Origin of the sequence: Enterococcus raffinosus, from assembly GCF_019175485.1 — a bacterium.
Classification (GTDB): Bacteria; Bacillota; Bacilli; order Lactobacillales; family Enterococcaceae; genus Enterococcus_A; species Enterococcus_A raffinosus.
In genome coordinates this window covers 872,979-889,929 of the sequence record NZ_CP072888.1, presented here as the reverse complement: position 1 = coordinate 889,929, position 16,951 = coordinate 872,979, and the positions used below count along the sequence as shown (strand labels likewise).

The following is a 16,951-nucleotide window of genomic DNA, read 5'->3' as shown; positions in this document are numbered from 1 at the left end:
CTCCTAATCTCTTACTTGTACTTTATCGTGCCATGAACTCGCACATTGCTTAATCACCGCATTTAAGCTTTCGATATTGTGTTTGCCTTCTGTTTTCAACCATTCTCTAGCTGCAGCTTCACCTTTTTCAATAAACGGCGCCACACCATTTCTCCAAGTTGCACGTCCACAGAGGACACCGTTGAAGGTTGAACCGGAGTCCTTCGCAAATATTAGGGTCTCTTGGAAGAGCTGAGCTGAAACACCGGCGCTCAAAAAAATGAATGGCAGATGAGTCGCCTCACTCTGTTCTTTGAAATAAGTTCTCGCTTCTTCTTTTGAATAAACCGTCTCGCCTTTCGCAAAGCCCTCCACGTAGTTCATATTCACCGGAACCTCTACTTTTAAAACATCGACCTTGTATTGCGGCTTTGAAAATTCCTTCATCATGTCGTTCACTTTATGCGGTTTTACCTTTGCATAGTCAAGTGACGCAGCATCTGCGATGTTGGCATCATAAGAAACTAATTCTAAATAGAAAGGAATATCCTCCGCTACGCATTCACTACCTAAACGTTCAACAAAAACATGCTTCAAATGATTGATCCGCGCGTCTTCATCAATATCATAATAAAGTAGGAATTTCACCGCATCGGCTCCCGCATCTTTGATTCGTAAGGCGGACCAGTCTTCTAATAGATCCGGCAGGCGCCCCGGTGTAGAAGCATCGTAGCCCGTTTTTTCATACGCCAGCAGCAATCCTGCGTCCTCCGCCCGAACCTTGGCTGCGGGTAGACCATATTCTGGATCTAATAAGATCGAAGAGGCATAGGGCGTTAACTCTTCTGAGACGAATGCTTTGAAGGTTTCGATATGTTCGGCAGTCACTTCGGCTCCCAAGGCTTTGATCATTTTTTTCAATGCACCCCGCTGATCGATCGCTAAAGCCCCAATCAAGCCATCCGGTGTTGACAATCTGTCCATCGCTGCCTTTTTTCCTTTAGTAAGTTCTAGCATTTATTTTCGCTCCTAATCTTTCGAATACACTTTTTTTCCATCCAAATATGTTTCTGCCAGAGACAGCTCTGGTTCAATGATTAAAAAGTCAGCGGCACGTTCTGGTTGGATACTGCCGCATTGATCCTCAATCCCGACGCTCTTAGCTGGAACATACGAGGCCATCTTGATTGCTTCTTCGGCGGTCGCTAGATTCCAATCCACAACATTTCTTACGCCTTCAAACAATTCCAAAATACTGCCAGCTAAACTGCCTCCTTCTTTCAAGCGTGCCGCTCCATCCTTCACGATGACCGCAAATTCTCCTAAAGTCGACTCACCTTCTGGCATTCCGCCAGCCCGCATACAGTCGGTGATCAAGACGATCTGCTGGGAGGTTTTGGCCTTCAGCAACACATCCACCGCTGCAGGATGTACGTGATGCCCATCAGTGATCACCTCAGCAAAAGAGGCCTTGGTGGTCATCGCTGCACCTGCCATCCCCGGCTCCCGATGAGTAAAGCCGCTCATGCCGTTAAATGTATGAACAAAGATACTCGCACCCGCATCAACCGCCGCTTTCGCCTGCTGATACGTGGCCGAACTATGAGCAAGCGCCACCTTAACCCCTTGATTCGTCACTGTTTCAATAAAAGTTAATGCCCCTTCACGCTCCGGTGCAAGCGCGATTTTTTTGATTAAACCGCCTGACAATTCCTGCCAATGAGCAAAAGTTGCTAAGTCTGGATCTTTAAAATAGATCGGATTTTGTGCACCCTTATGTTCTTCCGTGAAAAATGGACCCTCAAAGAAGATGCCTTGGATCTTCGCGCCTTCCACGTCTTGGTAATGCTCTCCGATTAATTGGCTGACTTGATTCAAGCTCTCCACATCCGACGTTAACGTCGTAGGCAAAAAGGAAGTGACCCCGCAGCTTAATAAGCCTCGGGAAATTTCATTCAGACCGTCAAAATCCCCATCCATCACATCATGACCCTTATAACCATGAATATGAGTATCCACTAAGCCCGGTGCGATCCACTTGCCAGAATAATCCAAGATTTCACCAGTGGGTTCAGTTTTGCTGTAGCGTCCAAACAAACCATCCTTTACCTCTAGATAACCGCCTATTTCCATCCCGCTTCTTAAAAAGAAGCGATCCGCTTTGATATAATAATGCATCCTTTTCACTTCTTTCTTATTTGGAAAATTCGTGGATCGTCACACCTTTCACGACCCGATTGACAGTTCCCGTCGATGAAGGAGTATCAGGAGTATTGTTAACTTTGACCGAAGTCAATAAAGCAATCGTTTGCCCGATGACGATGTCTGCCAACGCTAAGTAGCCATCCGGCAGCAGCATCTCTCCCTGTTCAAAAGTAAAGGTCTTTCCGCTAAAGTTGCTCTTTCCGGCTTGACCAATCCCCACTACTTGAGGTGCGATCTTATCACCTGCTACCTCCTCCAAAATATCCAAATCATATTGACGGGTGTACTCATCATTATTCACAAAAACAAAGACCAACGTCTTGTCATTGATAAAGGATTTTGGCCCGTGGCGAAATCCCATCGATGAATCAAAGACAGTCGCGACCTTGCCTGCCGTCAACTCTAATACCTTCAGCTGTGCCTCACGAGTCAAACCAGCCAAGCTGCCAGAACCAAGATATACGATCCGGTCATAGTCACCTGCTAGGAATTGTTGGATATCTGCTTCTCTATCAATCACTTCACGGCCTAGCCTATTCAACGTCCGAACATAGGCTGCTTTGGTCTCCACCGCCGTTTGATCAAAAACCAAAAGTCCCATCAAGGTCATACAAGAAAAACTACCGGTCATAGCAAACCCCGCATCATTCGACCGTGACGGCATCAGCAACAATAAATTCCGGTCATCATCGGCCGCCGCTTTGGCTAAGCTGCCGTCTTTTGCACAGGTGATGGTCAAATGAAAAATATTCTTAACATAGGCATTTGCCACTTCAACCGCCGCGATGCTTTCTGGACTATTTCCGCTGCGAGCAAAAGAGACAAGTAAAGTTGTTTGGTCTGCAAATAAATATTCTTCTGGAGCCGCCACGATATCAGTGGTCGCTAAGCTCTCAAAAATGAAGCTGGTGCTATTCCCCGTTTTAGATAAATACGGCTTAAGTGTATCTCCAACATATTGCGATGTACCCGCACCAGTAAAGACAACCCGTACTTTACCATCCGCAGAGGCTTTGACCTTTTCTAGAAAAAACCGAATTTCCTCTTGCTGCTGTTGATAAATTTGGAACGCTTCTTCCCATAGTTCTGGCTGTTGTTTGATCTCACGAGTCGTGATCTCAGCCCCCATTTTTTCTAGTTCTGCCGTTGCTAATTGAAACATCAATGAATTCCTCCTTAATCTTTATGATGGACGATTTTATATCGAAACTGATCCGCCCGCGCGACACTCATCGTAAATTCAATGATCTCATTTTTCGTATTGTAGGTTTTTCGCAGCAAATTCAAGACTGGTGCACCTGGACAAATCTTTAAGATTGAAGCATCCTGTTCCTCAGCAATCCCTGCATAAAACTCTTCTTCGGCCACGCGGATAATCTGACGGTAATTCTCGCGAAAAATGTCATACATGGCTTTTTTCTCCAACTCTGCCTTCTCCAATGTCATAAAAAACTGCAAAGGTAAGTACGTCATCTCCAGCATCATTTCGAGCCCATCGGCGCATCTCAGACGTTCAATCTCGATCAACTTGGTTCCTAAGGTGACATTTAACTGCTCCGCTAAATACTTATTCGCTTCGATTTTTTGAAAACTCAAGACGTCTGTACGGGGTGTTTTCCCCAATGATTTCATTTGCTCCGTAAAGCTATAGGTATTAGACAAGTTCAGTGCCGACTCACGAATGTTCGATACAAAGGTTCCTTTGCCATGACGGCGATAGATATAGCCTAATTTCTCCAGCTCCTGCAAAGCCAATCGAACCGTTGTCCGACTCAAGCCATACGTACTGGACAACTCTCGTTCTGACGGCAACAAAGTATTCGCCACATATTCTTTTTCGATTTTCTCTTTCAGCAGCGTAACCAATTGGTCATACAATGGTTGATTTTTGACGTTATTACTCATATGCCAGTCCCTCTTCTTCATCATTTTCATTCACTCGCATCCTACTCACAACACACTGGTTACAACCAGACCCAGTAAGGCAAAACAAGAAATACCTCTCACCTTTGAGATAAGAGGTATCTAATTGGCTTATGATGGCCAGATATTCGGCCAAATGCCAAAGCCAGAGCCCAGCAAACCGATAATCAGTAGGAATCCAATACATTTCAATGGTGTCCAACCACGTTTTGACATTAGTAGATACAGCAGCATTGTCAGCGCCAATGGAATGATCTGTGGTAAAATGCCGTCCAAGATCTCTTGGATGTTGATCACTACCGGTGCTTCTTCGTTCCGATTGAAGGTCACTTCGTATTCACCAGAAGGTAATTCCTTGACACCCAAAGCTTTTTCATCTGTACCAGCATCCTGCACTTCATCCGTCAGCTTACCATTAGCATCTTTTTTATAAACAAACTCGTCGTATTTATGCATCTGACTTTCCGGTACCACTGCCGTCACGGAATGCACATTATTGGTTGTCCCATTCGGGATCTCGATATTCACCTTCGTCGCGCCATAGACACAAGTCAATGAGCCGACGACAAAGATCCCCAGTATACTTGCTGCACGAGTGAACTCTTTAGCATTTTCCGTTAAAATACCGATCGCATCAGTCCCCAGTTTGTAAGACCAGTTCATCAAGAAGAAACGTATAGCAAATTGAGCAACGTTGAATACCAACAAGAAAATAAATGGCGCAGCGATACTTCCGTTGATCGCCATATTTGACGTGATCCCCGCAGTAATCGGCACTAAAGTAAACCAGAACAACGCATCCCCAATCCCGCCTAATGGACCCATCGCTGCGACCCGTACCGCACGAATCGTTGGGATATCTGATTTATTTTGTTCCATTGATAGAACGATTCCCATTACAAAAGTAACTAAGAATGGGTGGGTATTGAAGAACTCTAAGTTGTGGCTCATTGAAGCGGCCAAATCATCTTTGTTTTTATGGATTTTCTTTAATCCTGGTAAAATACTGTACAGCCAGCCTCCGGATTGCATCCGCTCATAGTTGAAAGAAGCCTGTAAGAACAGTGAACGCCAGGCCATCTTATTCAATGTTTTTTGATCTAGTTGTTCTGAAGGTGCTTGATCCTTATATGTCTCTGGAATATTATATGCCATCCTCTTCGCCTCCTAAATCATTCGATACTTTTGCTGTTTTGAATTTGGATTGGATTTGATAATCCCAGAATGCTAACGCAAAACCGATGAATGCTAGAATCAACAATGCCGGACCACTCAAGCTCGGCGCTGCCATAACGATCGTGGCTAGCCCAAAGCCCATGAAGTAAAAGCCCCACATATCCCGTGACATCATCACCTTCAATAGAATCGCAAAACCGACATAACGCATCATGCCCCCAGCAGCACCTAAACCATCCATCAACCATTCTGGAATCGCATCAACTACCTGCTGACCAAAAGCGGCTCCGCCAATAAAGAATAAGGTAACAATCAAACCAAAGATCGTTCCTAAACCGAGCATCGCTAGATAGTTGATTCGATCAATTCCCTTCGTATTCGCTTCATGGGCATAGTTATCGGCAACGGTCATAACAGGAGACATCAAAGAGAAAATCAACGTAACGCCATATTGACCCAATAAAGAAAATGGAATTGCTGTCGCCACCGCTACAGTTGGTTCTAACTTCAATGTAATCGCCAAGATTGCGGCCATGATTCCCCCGATAACCGCATTTGGCGGCTGTGCACCGCCGACTGGCATATTCCCGATCGTCATCAACTGGTAGGTTCCTCCAACGATCAGACCTGTTTTTAAATCGCCTAGAATAAGACCAATGACCATTCCGGTTACAATCGGTTGATATAATGATTCCAAAAAACTGAACTGATCGATTGCAGCAATAAACGTTACTAAGAAGACCAATATAATTTGAGCAATATTGTAATCCATTCAATAATTCCTCCTTACTTCGATTTAACTGAATAGCTTGTTTGAATCCTCGATCGGTGTCGTCGGAACACGGCGAATTTCTAATTCAACACCTAGATCCTTCATCTTTTTGAATGCCGAAACATCTGCATCATCTACCGCAACCGTCGTAGCAACTTGTCGTTTGCCTTCTGCCATGTGCATATTCCCAATATTCAGTTTTTTGATCGGTACGCCTCCTTCCACTAGTTTCAAAACATCAGCAGGGTTCTCAGCAATAATAAAAATCTTTTGCTTCGCAGATGCCTTATGAATGATATCGATCGTTTTCTGGATCGAAAAATACCGTGTTTGTGCTCCCGCAGGTGCCGCCATATCCATTAAACCCTGACGAACCTTATCACCAGCGACCTTGTCATTTGCTACTAAAATCAGATTTGCTCCGATCGTCCCATTCCACTGTGTCGCGACTTGGCCGTGAATCAGACGATTGTCGATTCTTGTTAGTAAAATATTCGGTTCTCCCATTATGCATTCCTCCAATTGTTCTATTTAATAATGTCCGAAATAGCGTAGCGTGATACTTCCATGACTATTCCTGACTTTATTTCCAACTCAACAATTTCTTCGTCCACCCGTCTCAAAGTGCCCAATATCCCACTAGACAGCTGAACCTTCTGACCACTCTGTAATGACTGATGTAATTTCTGATAATGTTCCTTTCTTTTCTTGACCCCCTTGCGACTGACCAAATAGTAGATCAGTGCCATAATGATCAAAAAAGCGATCATAACGATTGAGGCTGCCAAAATACTTTGTGCCATGCTAGATCCCTTCTTCCTCGCTACTGTCTTCTTGCTGTGACTCGCCCAACCGAGCATGTATCAGACCTGTTCGGCCAACTTCCACCATTTGCTCCAGAAATTCACTGACATTCTCAACACCCAGACGCAATAAAGAGCTTTCTACTAGTAACGGCAGATTTGTCCCAGCGATCACTTCCACCGAATCTCTTTCATGGGCGGCTAACATCGCGGAGCGAAACGGCGTCCCGCCTAATAAATCAGAGAAAATGACCACACCATCACAAACCTTATCCAGTTTTTCTACCGCAGCCTGCATTTTTTCATCAAAATACTCCAACGTCTCCTCTTCTAAAAACGGCACAACTTCAAATTTTTCCTGCGGACCCGCGATCATTTCGACTGCCCCCATAATGCCCGGCGCAAAACTGCCATGTCCAGTTAAAATACATCCAATCATCGTCATCCTTCTTTCTTTTGTTTAGACTTTGATAAGAGAACCAAGCGGCTGGACTATGCTTAGATCCCTTTGTTTTTACGGTGTGATTCGCAACGTAAAGCTTGCGCTGATGCCAATACAGTTACTTTGTTCATTCCTGTTTTCAGGTCAGTGGTTTATTCGCTGTTGTGATGGAATCCTCGATATTTTTGCCAAAAACTAGTAAGCGCTTTCATAATTACTGTTAAAATTCTCTTGCTAGAAATACTGTAGCAACAAACAATATATGACTTCCTATCGCACCGGGATAGAATTCAGCTGCTGTGCTCTTAAAACCACCAATCTTGACTTGTTACAACCAGTTCAGCTATAATCACACCGCCCTTCCAGACTATTTCTTGAGTGGGTTGCTTCTTTTGATTCCTGATACTTTTGCTTTTGAACGTTGTTCCTTGTTCCACTAACCACAAATATATTTATCGAGACGCCAATACAACTCATTAAAGCTAGTGAAAAAGAATGAGACTAAATCATACCAATGATTAGTTTTTTCACAAGTGTTTAAAAGAACCATTTAAATAACTTCCTATAAAAATAGTAACGCACGAAAATGACAATGTCAACGCTTTCATAAAAATGGAATTTTTCTAATTATTGGTAGATACCACATAATAACTCAAGAGAACACCTATATTACAATTAATTTTATAAATATCAGAAACTATTCGAAATTATCGAATGTCATCGCTGGGAATTTGAATAAACCACAGTGCATCTCTTTAAAATCAAAGCAATTATGTATATTTTACTCTTAAATCATTTTATAGAAAATCACATAAATTCATAGTGAAAAACTTTCGAAAAAACTACAAAAATAAGTATTTTCGCAATAAAAACGACTGGTATCAATTACCGCTAAAAAAATCGTAATCAAAGACCAATCAGACTAACTGGTATAATATAACAATACAAGTAAAAAATAATTCGATAAAACATACTGATTTTACTTTTTTTTAGTTATTTTATGGTGATACTTTCACAAATTGAGGTAAGCAGAATAAAGCTGTGCTGAGACACGCCTTTTTTGCTTGAAATCAAAATCTAGGTCTTTCTCCAACTCAGCTTTGCTCATTATATTTTTTTCTAACAAATTCTGTTTTGCTAATTAGTCTAAAACATTAGGCAGATTTTTCTTGCGTTCCTTGGATTCATCTAATAAATCCTGATCGGCATACCTCCATTAATCAAACTCATAAAAAATCCCAGTTTTCATCAAGCTAGTCTCCATGACTGTTCTCTCCTTTATTAGATACAATCAAAGTAATGAGGTTCCCTTGTTTTCTAGTTTTAGTAATCAAAAAATACTTCAAATCAATATAAGCTCTTAAAAGAAAAAAGCAAAACTCTCGACAAGGAAAGTTTTGCCTTTTACTTTGCTTATGGATATGGAAGAAAATCTCTAGTAATAACTTATTCACCTTATTTTTTCCACGATCATATTATCCTTGAGTATTAACTGGCGGATAGTTTGCTTTTAGTCTTTTTTAATGATCGAGATATACTCAACTCGATATCATCTTTACTAGTCTTTTGGGAGCTGATGATACATGTCTCCCTAGACATTATAAAATGTGGACAGTGACTCAAATTTCGTAAATTCTAGAGCTATTAATCAGCAAAAGTACCTAAATGTTTATTTTACATTGTAAATCAAAGAGCAACTTCAATTCTCCTCTATCAACTTCGATTATTTAAAACGATCTTTCAACGTTTCTAGGAACTAAACATTCGAAATTGAGGGGGCTTGTTCGAAATTGCAAGTCGAAATTATTTTTATAATCCTTTATCTTGTAGTCACCGGCCGGAACAAAAAAACACATGGAGGAATGAACATGATCCAAAAACTAAGTACCAAATTGCAAGTCCACTTATCTGTCCCTGGAGTGGAAAAATTAAAGAAAGTCACTTTTTCAAACGTCGTGGAAAACCCTGAGGAAGCAGAAATCATCAAACTAGGGGAAATCATGACGGAGCTAGACCAAGACGACACCTTGCTAGATGGCGTGATCATCACCAGCCAATCTCGTGTGACAAAAAATTAGGAGGAAACTAGATGAAAAAACTTGTATCGATCTTTAAAACCAGCGGTGGCCGCTCCCAAACGTGGAGCTATCCAAATCCAGGAGAAGGCAAAGCGCCAGAGGATATCCGCAGTATCTTAGAAAAAATGACGTTGCTGCATTTGTTCAATAGAGATGGCGAAAAGTTGTATAACGAAGTCGTCAGCGCCAAATATGTAGAAACGGTCGAGACAATTATTTTTTAATGAATACACTTGAGGAGGCGCGGCTTAGCCGCCTTCCTCTACTAAAAAAAAAAGGAGGACACCATCCCATGAATGAACAAACCCTTTCGTACCGCCAATTATTCAATTTGAAATCAACCACCTTGGAAAAACGTATCAAAGAGTATTACTACAGTACACAAAACAGCAGCTTAACGATTAAATACATTCTCACTTTGAAAATACGGCACCAGCTAGGTGCGGAAGAGTTTGCTTTCATTTTGAAGGATCTTGTCCGTGAGATTTTTATGAACACCAAGGCTACTCGCACCATGAAGCGTTTCTTCTACTACTTTCAAGATTACTTCATGGCGCCTGAATGGCAAACGTTGAAAATGAGAACCTTCCCTGTCCGAAACTTCGGTGAAAAAGCCGTGTCCCTTGTCCGTTCCCTGATTGCCAAAGTCCGTCCCGATGAAACGAATGAACCTTGATAGAAGATGACCTACGTAAAGAAAAATTTGAGAAAGGAAAATACAGCTATGCGACAGGATTTAGTGGCAACCTTTACCAACGGTCTGGGAAAAACACATGACTGGAAATATAACAATCTAAAGAATGATCTGCCAATACCAGTAATCAAAGAAGCTTGCGAACTCTTAACGACGTTGGATATTTTTGAAGAAAATGGCGTAAAACTATTTGATTCCGTGGTTACGGCAAAGATCATCACTACCAAAGAAACCGAGATTTTCGATAAAGAAAAAGAACCCGAAGAAGCCATCTGCGAAAAAGAAAAAACGGTTCCTTCTCCAAAAATAGAGAAAGAACCGGAAATGCCCGCTGTTAAAACAGGAAACAGCTACAATTATTTGTTCAATAGATCGAGAACTGCGATTGCTAAAAGTTTGGAAGATCCAGCAGAAACGAGAAACGACTCCCCTTCATTAATAATAAATGCACCACAAATCGGAGAAAAGACGATTACATCATTAGAAAATACTGCTGCTGAGGATTCTTCTGATCTTTTGGCTGCGCAGTCAGATGTTCCCGAACAGAAAAGTCGGCAAAAAGGCTTTCTCGCTCGGCTTCGTCAAAAAATCAATCGAAACAAGGACGACCCAGATATCCGTTCTCGAAATGGTGATTCCAGCAGCTAAATTCTGCCCTTCTCAAATAAATTAAGCGTAGGTCTATCTTGCTCAAGTCGTCAGCCTCCACATCGGAGAGGAGGTGATGCACCTTGAGCGAGCTGATTCGATATGTCCTCGCTCCACTCTTTGTGGGGCTGATCATTGCCCTAGTCAACCATTGGTTGAGCGGGCGTGATCCATGACGACTGAAAATACTAGAGGCTGTGACATAAGTCTCAAAAAAAAGCACTAGAAACGACGTAAAAACGTCCTTTTCTAGTGCTTTTTGGGTAAAATAAAAGAGTACGGTAGCACCCGTACTCTAAATCATTCAATCCCCGAAAGGATCAAAATCATGCATACAAATTATAACATGAATCAACTCACTTTAGATATCACAACTTCTTATATTCCAAAAAAAGACAGCACTGCTTGGTTTATTAATGAACTCGTTGAATCTCTTGAAATCACGGATTCCTATCTTTTTGGTCGTCCCCGGAACTATGATTTGAGTGCGATGTTAAAACTGGTTCTTTTTGCCTATACCCGTAGTGTGTTTAGCAGTCGGAAAATTGAACAGTTGGCAGAAGAAAGCCTACCGGCTCGTTGGTTGACCCAAGAACAGATGCCTACCTATCGAACCATTGCCCGCTTTCGTGTTTCCAATGAGTTAGAAACATTGATCGAAAAAGGGTTGGATTCGTTGGTCCATTATTTAAGAGAGCGACAATTGATTAATGATTCGATTTTTATCGATGGAACGAAGCTCCTCGCAGATGCCAATAAATACAGTTTTGTTTGGAAAAAGACCACGCTCAACTATGACAAAATGAATCGTGAGCAGATCGTCTCTTTGATGTCTGAACTGAAAGAGGCACATTTAGCGAGTCACGTTCCTGAAGGAACCTCACTCACATTAGATATGATAGATGAAGTACTGACGAGGTTGGAAATACGGCTAGAAGAATTGGAACAAGAAGTACTTGAAACCAGAAAGGTTTCACCAAATCCAGCCAAACAGCAGCGCCGTTTATTAAAAGCACAAACACGAAAACTAAATGAACGGCGTGAAAAAATGGTCGATCATCAACAGCGCTTAGTTATTTGTGGTGCCCGCAATAGCTATTCAAAAACAGATAACGATGCCACATTTATGCGTGTCAAAGAAGATCCTATGCGCAATGGGCAATTAAAACCTGCGTTCAATCTTCAAATAGCCACCAGTAATCAGTTCATTTTGGGTTATGATGTCTATCAAAATCCAACGGATACCAAAACCTTTCCCACGTTTATAAAAAAATTGAACGTGGCGAATCGCCTCCCAATGCATATTGTCGCGGATGCAGGGTATGGTTCAGAACAAAATTATCGGTACCTTGAAGATGAACTACCGAACCACACTGCATTGATCCCTTACTCAACGATGTTGAAAGAACAGAGTAAGAAGTGGCAATCGGACGAACGAAAAGTGATGAATTGGACGTACAACGAACAAGAGGATTATTATCTTGATCCAAAAGGTGTTCGTTTTAATTTCAATGCGTACAGAACAGAGACGGATAAAGTCGATGGGTTTGTCCGAGATTTTAAAGAATACAAAGCAGAGAAATACACAGAAAACAAAGAAGTGATTCAAGAAGCGTTGACCCAAGGGGGAAATACACGCATCATTAAGGTCAATCCTTCGTTAGAATATTTTAAAGCCAAACAACGCACCTTGCTTTCAGAACCTGAAAATGGAAAAATCTACGCACAAAGAAAAATTGACGTAGAACCTGTTTTTGGATGGATGAAGGCTTGTTTGCATTTCACTCGGTACCATGTTCGAAGCATGGAAAAGGTGAAAAAGGAAACGGGCATCCTTATCATGGCATTGAATATGAGAAAGTTAGCGGCAATGAAACGGCTGGGCACCTTGGGTACATAGAAATTGGCGTCCATAAATCATTTACTGATTTATGGACGCCAATTTTTTCCTATTAAAGACTATGACTTATGTCACGGCCTCTTCAATAAGAAGAACTGGTCAAACAATCATTCCTATAATGAAGGAAAGAGCTATTGGAAAAAACTTCTCGATCACTTATTAAGCGATCTTTAACGATCGACGATTTCTATGCTTTTAATCATCTCATCGAAGTACTCCTTTTCTTTTGCCGTTAGCTCTTGCTTAGACAGAAATACCAACTGACCATTGATTTCTTCTGTTTCAAATTCATAGATTTTACCTGTAGCATTTACTGCTTCTGATAACTCTTCCCGATTGAATTGATGATAATTTACCATTGTTGTATCCGTTCTTTCTATATCTAGCACCTCTAGAGAGTAGGCGTTCGGTCGTTCAACGGCAGCTTTGTTATGTAGTGATAATTGAATCAACAACGAACTATATTTATCACTTTGCAAGATTAGCCAAGTGTTCCCATTCTCATCGCTCATATCTCCATCAGCTATTACGTTAAAATCAGAAATAGTTATCTGAAATAGTTTTTCTCCAATTTCGAATTGAGTAGTCTCTTCTTGCGAACTTTCTGAACTATTTGTTGATAATTCAATTGAATTTGAAGTGGTTTCATTTTTATCTATACTTTCTTTGCATCCGCTAAGAATAACTAATCCTGCGGAAACTACTAGCAGAAGCTTGATTGTTTTCATCTTTTCTCCTTTTACAAATGAATCTCCTCATTGAGATACTCCTGCAGCACCGTCTTAACCGATTCTTTCTCGCTTTCTTTTAAGCTGCTAGGCAAAATATGAGCGATATTCGTTCCTAAGAGAATACTGTCTTCAACGATTTTGAAAGGATAACGCTTTTCTAGGTCGTTTCGCTTCGTACTTTCAGGCTTTTCAAGCGTGTCTTTCGAATAGATGGCTTGTTCTGTGACAACCAGTCCATAGGGACCAACGAATGTGGAATCTGTAATGGCAAATTGGATCGTCTCGGCCTGTGGGATGCCAAATTTCTTAATGACTTTTCGGAAATGCTTCTGATGGGACTCATCACTACCCATTTTTATCAGGGAATTATTCTTAAGTCCTAATTCAGCAAATCTTCCTTCCACATCTCCTGCTTTGAGTCGTTCAATGTGAGCAATCTCCAGCGTTTCCTTCACAGTAAGAATATCGGTAATCGCTTCTCTCATTAATTGGGTTAGTTCTTTTTTGATTTGCGGAGAAAGAATGGTTTCAAGGTATTCCCAATCAAAGGCCTTCATCGCTTTTTCCAATACCTCGATTGCTTCAATTTTTGATGCCGAATAAGGATAGCTTAGCGGCAATGTGTCATTAAAAATACTCGCTTCTTTTACATAGATCATGTGATCCGTCAGAAGAAAGCCCGTTGCGTTAGCTTTTCGAGTAATTCTATTTTGTGCATTTGCACCTACGAAAAGAACAGGAATCTCACTTTTATCCAAAGGAAGAAAATCAGTAATCGCTTTTTTATAAACCTGACTCGCGTCTTCCCATACCTCTGGTTGATAATACGCACTAAAAACAAACTTTAACGCTTCCTCTGTATAGTCCTCATAACGAGTAGCTAGCTTCTTGCAGTAGCTTTTTTGGTAGTCGATTTGTTCATTCGACAATTCTTGTTCCTTTTTGAATTCTGTCATTCCCATCACCTTCCCTATCTTGAGTTTCGTTTACTCTTTCAATACTCCTTATAAAAAGAATACCTATTTTACCAGCATTGAGCAATACATCACAGGCGGTGATCAACCTGCGAAAAAACTTATGTATGCAACAAAAATCATAAATTATTGATCATTTACTTACTTTCTATCAACTCGCAAGCTTATTTTCTATATCCATTTTATTTAACGGCGCTCTTTTTTATTAAATGTGATGAACAATTTAATTGAAACTTCGCAAAGAAAAATTTTTTGCAAAAAGGTGGAAGTGTGACAAAAAACACCTTATTTATAAAACTTGTTGAATAATAGATTCTATCAAGCTGCTAATCCGTATAATTGAAGGCAAAAGGAGGGATTCTATGAATCAAAGGCAATTATCCAGCGAACCAGAAGTTTACACCTTTCGTGAACAAAAAATTCTTGATTATCTAGTATTTTTGAATGAGCATTATCCTACAGGTAGCCGTTATCCTGTTCGGCTTCTTCGCATTAAGGAAAAACGAATCGTCCCTAGTCATTATCCCGGCAGACGATGGTACCTTTGTCCAAACTGCAAGCATGTATTTTTAGAGGATCTTGGTGATTACACTTATTCATACCGTCCTCATGCCATAAACCTTATCGGAACTTATTTTGTTTACGAGGATTGGAAACACAAAAAAGCCATTCACTGCTGCTCGAAATCCTGTTTAGCTGGAGCTACCGTAAAATTCGCTATCGAAAGTCTCACTGAAGAAGGAAAGAAATATATTCATGTGAGCAATATTAAGCTGGATATCAATGCAATTATTGAGAAATTTCATTGTATCGATTAGGTTTTTGAATCATTATATTTTTTATAACTTTCAATTGACTAAGGATATATCTCTTGATGTTAATGGGCATGTTCTAATTCTAAAATCTTCAAAAAATTCTTTGCCCACAATTGTCTGCCTTTCATTGATTGTCAACCAATCTCCACAGAATTTCTATGATGATAAAAAATAGATTAGATAGCACAAACTATCTAATCTATTTTCTAGCTATAACGGTGTTTGAATAGAATATAATTTTTTGCTTAATACATCGTTTTATATTTGTTAACACTAAATAATAGTTTTTTTACGCTTAAATGCCAAATACAAGCTAATACCTAGTAAACCGACACCAAATGCCACAAACGATTTCGAATTTTTCTCTCCAGTTTTAGGCAATGTCTTTACTGGATCAATATGTTTTGTAGCTACTGGAATACTTTTTTGCTTTTTGATAGCTGTATTATTAGGAGCCTTTGAGGCTGTATTGGATTCATTTATTTTAGAAATAGTCGTCCCACCACTTACTTCTGGATTGCTAATTCCATTTTCTTTGTTGTTGATATTTTCCTTTGCGTCCAAAATAGTCAATGTTATAGTCTTCGAAATATCAATTTTTTCTCCACTGGCATCTGTTCCTTCAATATAGAATCTAATTTGATGTGTCCCCGATTTCACTAAGGTATTTCCTAAAACTGTAACTTGAATAGGTTCACCAACGACTTCATACCCAACATTCATACCTTCTGCATTTTCGAATGTTGCCCAGCTTAAAATATCTTCTTCTGTTAATTTATCATTAACATACATTGTTTGGTCAGATACCTTAATGGAAGGTTTACTAGTACTTGGTTCTGTTGTACTCGGTTCTGTCGTACTTGGTTCTGTCGTACTCGGTTCTGTCGTACTTGGTTCTGTTGTACTCGGTTCTGTCGTACTCGGTTCTGTCGTACTTGGTTCTGTCGTACTTGGTTCTGTCGTACTTGGTTCTGTTGTACTCGGTTCTGTTGTACTCGGTTCTGTCGTACTTGGTTCTGTCGTACTTGGTTCTGTCGGTACCAAAACTAACGCTCCCAGCGCTCTTTTCATCGAAGTTATATAAATTGAATAGTCTAAATTATAATCTAAACAATATTGTGCATTAGACAATGTTGTTTGTAGTTTAGCAATCGAATCTTCTGTATATAAATGTGCGTTAGCCACAGCATTATTCCCTTGATTAACTAAATCTTGTAATTCAGCTCGTAAAGCTTCATTATCTGTTGAAGCATCTGTATTGGTTGCTGCGACCGCTTTAGGAGTACTCGAACTCGTATTTGGTGCGGCCGTTGTAGGTGCTGATGGTGCAGGTGCACTTGATTTCGTTTCAGCTGCTGCTGGTGCGGAAGTGCTCGGTTTCGTTTCTTTAACTGCCGCTGGTACAGACGTATTTGGTTTTGATTCTGCAATGGCTGTTGAAACAGAAGTACTTGGTTTTGTTTCTCCAACCACTGCTGATACAGATGTACTTGATCCTGTTCCTGCTGATGAAGCATTTGCAAATGATACAGGCATTGATAATAAAATCGGCCCACATAATAATGTAATTCCTAAAACCCTCAATCTATTTTTCACAAAAATCCCCTTTTCTTTTTTTATATTTTTATTTAAAAGTATAGAAGTAATAGCTACTGTCTGTTGAATATGGTGAACTTCCCTCCTATAATAAATTGCTACTTCTAACTACTTTTCCCAAACTAATAAATTTATTTACGAAAAATGAACAACAAAGAAATCCAGCTAACTACTCCTCTGTAATACGAGTACGTAAAAAACTGTTAGACTTAATC

Annotated in this window: 18 protein-coding genes and 1 pseudogene; 7 read left to right on the top strand and 12 right to left on the bottom strand. The window is 40.4% G+C overall.

The window, feature by feature from the left end:
• Window positions 1-3 precede the first annotated feature (3 nt).
• The 9 genes from lacD to agaF form a co-directional block, all read right to left on the bottom strand.
• Entirely contained in the window at window positions 4-996 is a 993-nt protein-coding gene (gene lacD / locus J9537_RS04410; RefSeq protein WP_218256857.1) for a tagatose-bisphosphate aldolase, read from the bottom strand.
• 12 nt (window positions 997-1,008) lie between these two features.
• Window positions 1,009-2,157, bottom strand: coding sequence for an N-acetylglucosamine-6-phosphate deacetylase (nagA, locus tag J9537_RS04405; protein WP_218256856.1), 1,149 nt, complete (start codon window positions 2,155-2,157; stop codon window positions 1,009-1,011).
• Between the two features lie 16 nt (window positions 2,158-2,173).
• Window positions 2,174-3,346 (bottom strand): SIS domain-containing protein, encoded by a 1,173-nt coding sequence (locus tag J9537_RS04400; RefSeq protein ID WP_218256855.1) that lies wholly within the window; start codon window positions 3,344-3,346, stop codon window positions 2,174-2,176.
• A 14-nt stretch (window positions 3,347-3,360) separates the two neighbouring features.
• Window positions 3,361-4,089 (bottom strand): GntR family transcriptional regulator, encoded by a 729-nt coding sequence (locus J9537_RS04395; protein WP_218257326.1) that lies wholly within the window; start codon window positions 4,087-4,089, stop codon window positions 3,361-3,363.
• A gap of 129 nt (window positions 4,090-4,218) precedes the next feature.
• Window positions 4,219-5,262: a PTS system mannose/fructose/sorbose family transporter subunit IID gene (locus J9537_RS04390; RefSeq protein ID WP_218256854.1), complete on the bottom strand. Its 1,044-nt coding sequence runs from the start codon at window positions 5,260-5,262 to the stop codon at window positions 4,219-4,221.
• Window positions 5,252-6,055, bottom strand: a complete 804-nt coding sequence (locus tag J9537_RS04385) for a PTS mannose/fructose/sorbose/N-acetylgalactosamine transporter subunit IIC (protein ID WP_218256853.1) — start codon at window positions 6,053-6,055, stop codon at window positions 5,252-5,254. Before J9537_RS04385 ends, J9537_RS04390 begins: the two co-directional genes overlap by 11 nt.
• Before the next feature lie 24 nt (window positions 6,056-6,079).
• On the bottom strand, window positions 6,080-6,562 hold the full coding sequence (gene agaV, locus J9537_RS04380; RefSeq protein ID WP_218256852.1) for a PTS N-acetylgalactosamine transporter subunit IIB: 483 nt from the start codon (window positions 6,560-6,562) through the stop codon (window positions 6,080-6,082).
• A 20-nt stretch (window positions 6,563-6,582) separates the two neighbouring features.
• A complete protein-coding gene (gene yajC / locus J9537_RS04375; protein WP_218256851.1) occupies window positions 6,583-6,858 on the bottom strand; it encodes a preprotein translocase subunit YajC in 276 nt (91 codons plus the stop codon).
• A 1-nt stretch (window position 6,859) separates the two neighbouring features.
• Window positions 6,860-7,297 carry a PTS galactosamine/N-acetylgalactosamine transporter subunit IIA gene (gene agaF, locus J9537_RS04370; protein WP_218256850.1) on the bottom strand — a complete coding sequence of 146 codons (438 nt, stop codon included), beginning with the start codon at window positions 7,295-7,297 and terminating at the stop codon, window positions 6,860-6,862.
• A 1,871-nt stretch (window positions 7,298-9,168) separates the two neighbouring features.
• On the opposite strand from agaF, the gene J9537_RS04365 reads away from it, so the two are divergent.
• From J9537_RS04365 to J9537_RS04340, 6 genes and pseudogenes are all read left to right on the top strand, one after another.
• Entirely contained in the window at window positions 9,169-9,378 is a 210-nt protein-coding gene (locus tag J9537_RS04365) for an SH3 domain-containing protein (protein ID WP_218256849.1), read from the top strand.
• An 11-nt stretch (window positions 9,379-9,389) separates the two neighbouring features.
• Window positions 9,390-9,602 carry a DUF2922 domain-containing protein gene (locus J9537_RS04360; protein ID WP_028021003.1) on the top strand — a complete coding sequence of 71 codons (213 nt, stop codon included), beginning with the start codon at window positions 9,390-9,392 and terminating at the stop codon, window positions 9,600-9,602.
• Between the two features lie 68 nt (window positions 9,603-9,670).
• Complete coding sequence (locus tag J9537_RS04355) at window positions 9,671-10,054, top strand: hypothetical protein (protein ID WP_028021004.1); 384 nt, start codon at window positions 9,671-9,673, stop codon at window positions 10,052-10,054.
• A 48-nt stretch (window positions 10,055-10,102) separates the two neighbouring features.
• Entirely contained in the window at window positions 10,103-10,720 is a 618-nt protein-coding gene (locus J9537_RS04350) for a DUF2922 family protein (RefSeq protein ID WP_218256848.1), read from the top strand.
• 83 nt (window positions 10,721-10,803) lie between these two features.
• A complete protein-coding gene (locus J9537_RS20780) occupies window positions 10,804-10,896 on the top strand; it encodes a type I toxin-antitoxin system Fst family toxin (protein WP_111945260.1) in 93 nt (30 codons plus the stop codon).
• A 152-nt stretch (window positions 10,897-11,048) separates the two neighbouring features.
• A pseudogene (locus J9537_RS04340) lies at window positions 11,049-12,593 on the top strand (IS1182 family transposase); the annotation flags it as partial.
• Window positions 12,594-12,790: 197 nt separating this feature from the next.
• Here the strand turns inward: J9537_RS04340 and J9537_RS04335 are convergent.
• Window positions 12,791-13,348, bottom strand: a complete 558-nt coding sequence (locus tag J9537_RS04335; protein ID WP_218256846.1) for a hypothetical protein — start codon at window positions 13,346-13,348, stop codon at window positions 12,791-12,793.
• A gap of 11 nt (window positions 13,349-13,359) precedes the next feature.
• A complete protein-coding gene (locus J9537_RS04330; protein ID WP_218256845.1) occupies window positions 13,360-14,307 on the bottom strand; it encodes a hypothetical protein in 948 nt (315 codons plus the stop codon).
• Window positions 14,308-14,687: 380 nt separating this feature from the next.
• On the opposite strand from J9537_RS04330, the gene J9537_RS04325 reads away from it, so the two are divergent.
• Complete coding sequence (locus J9537_RS04325; protein WP_218256844.1) at window positions 14,688-15,143, top strand: hypothetical protein; 456 nt, start codon at window positions 14,688-14,690, stop codon at window positions 15,141-15,143.
• 270 nt (window positions 15,144-15,413) lie between these two features.
• Here the strand turns inward: J9537_RS04325 and J9537_RS04320 are convergent, their stop codons facing one another.
• Window positions 15,414-16,736: an LPXTG cell wall anchor domain-containing protein gene (locus J9537_RS04320; protein WP_218256843.1), complete on the bottom strand. Its 1,323-nt coding sequence runs from the start codon at window positions 16,734-16,736 to the stop codon at window positions 15,414-15,416.
• Window positions 16,737-16,951 lie beyond the last annotated feature (215 nt).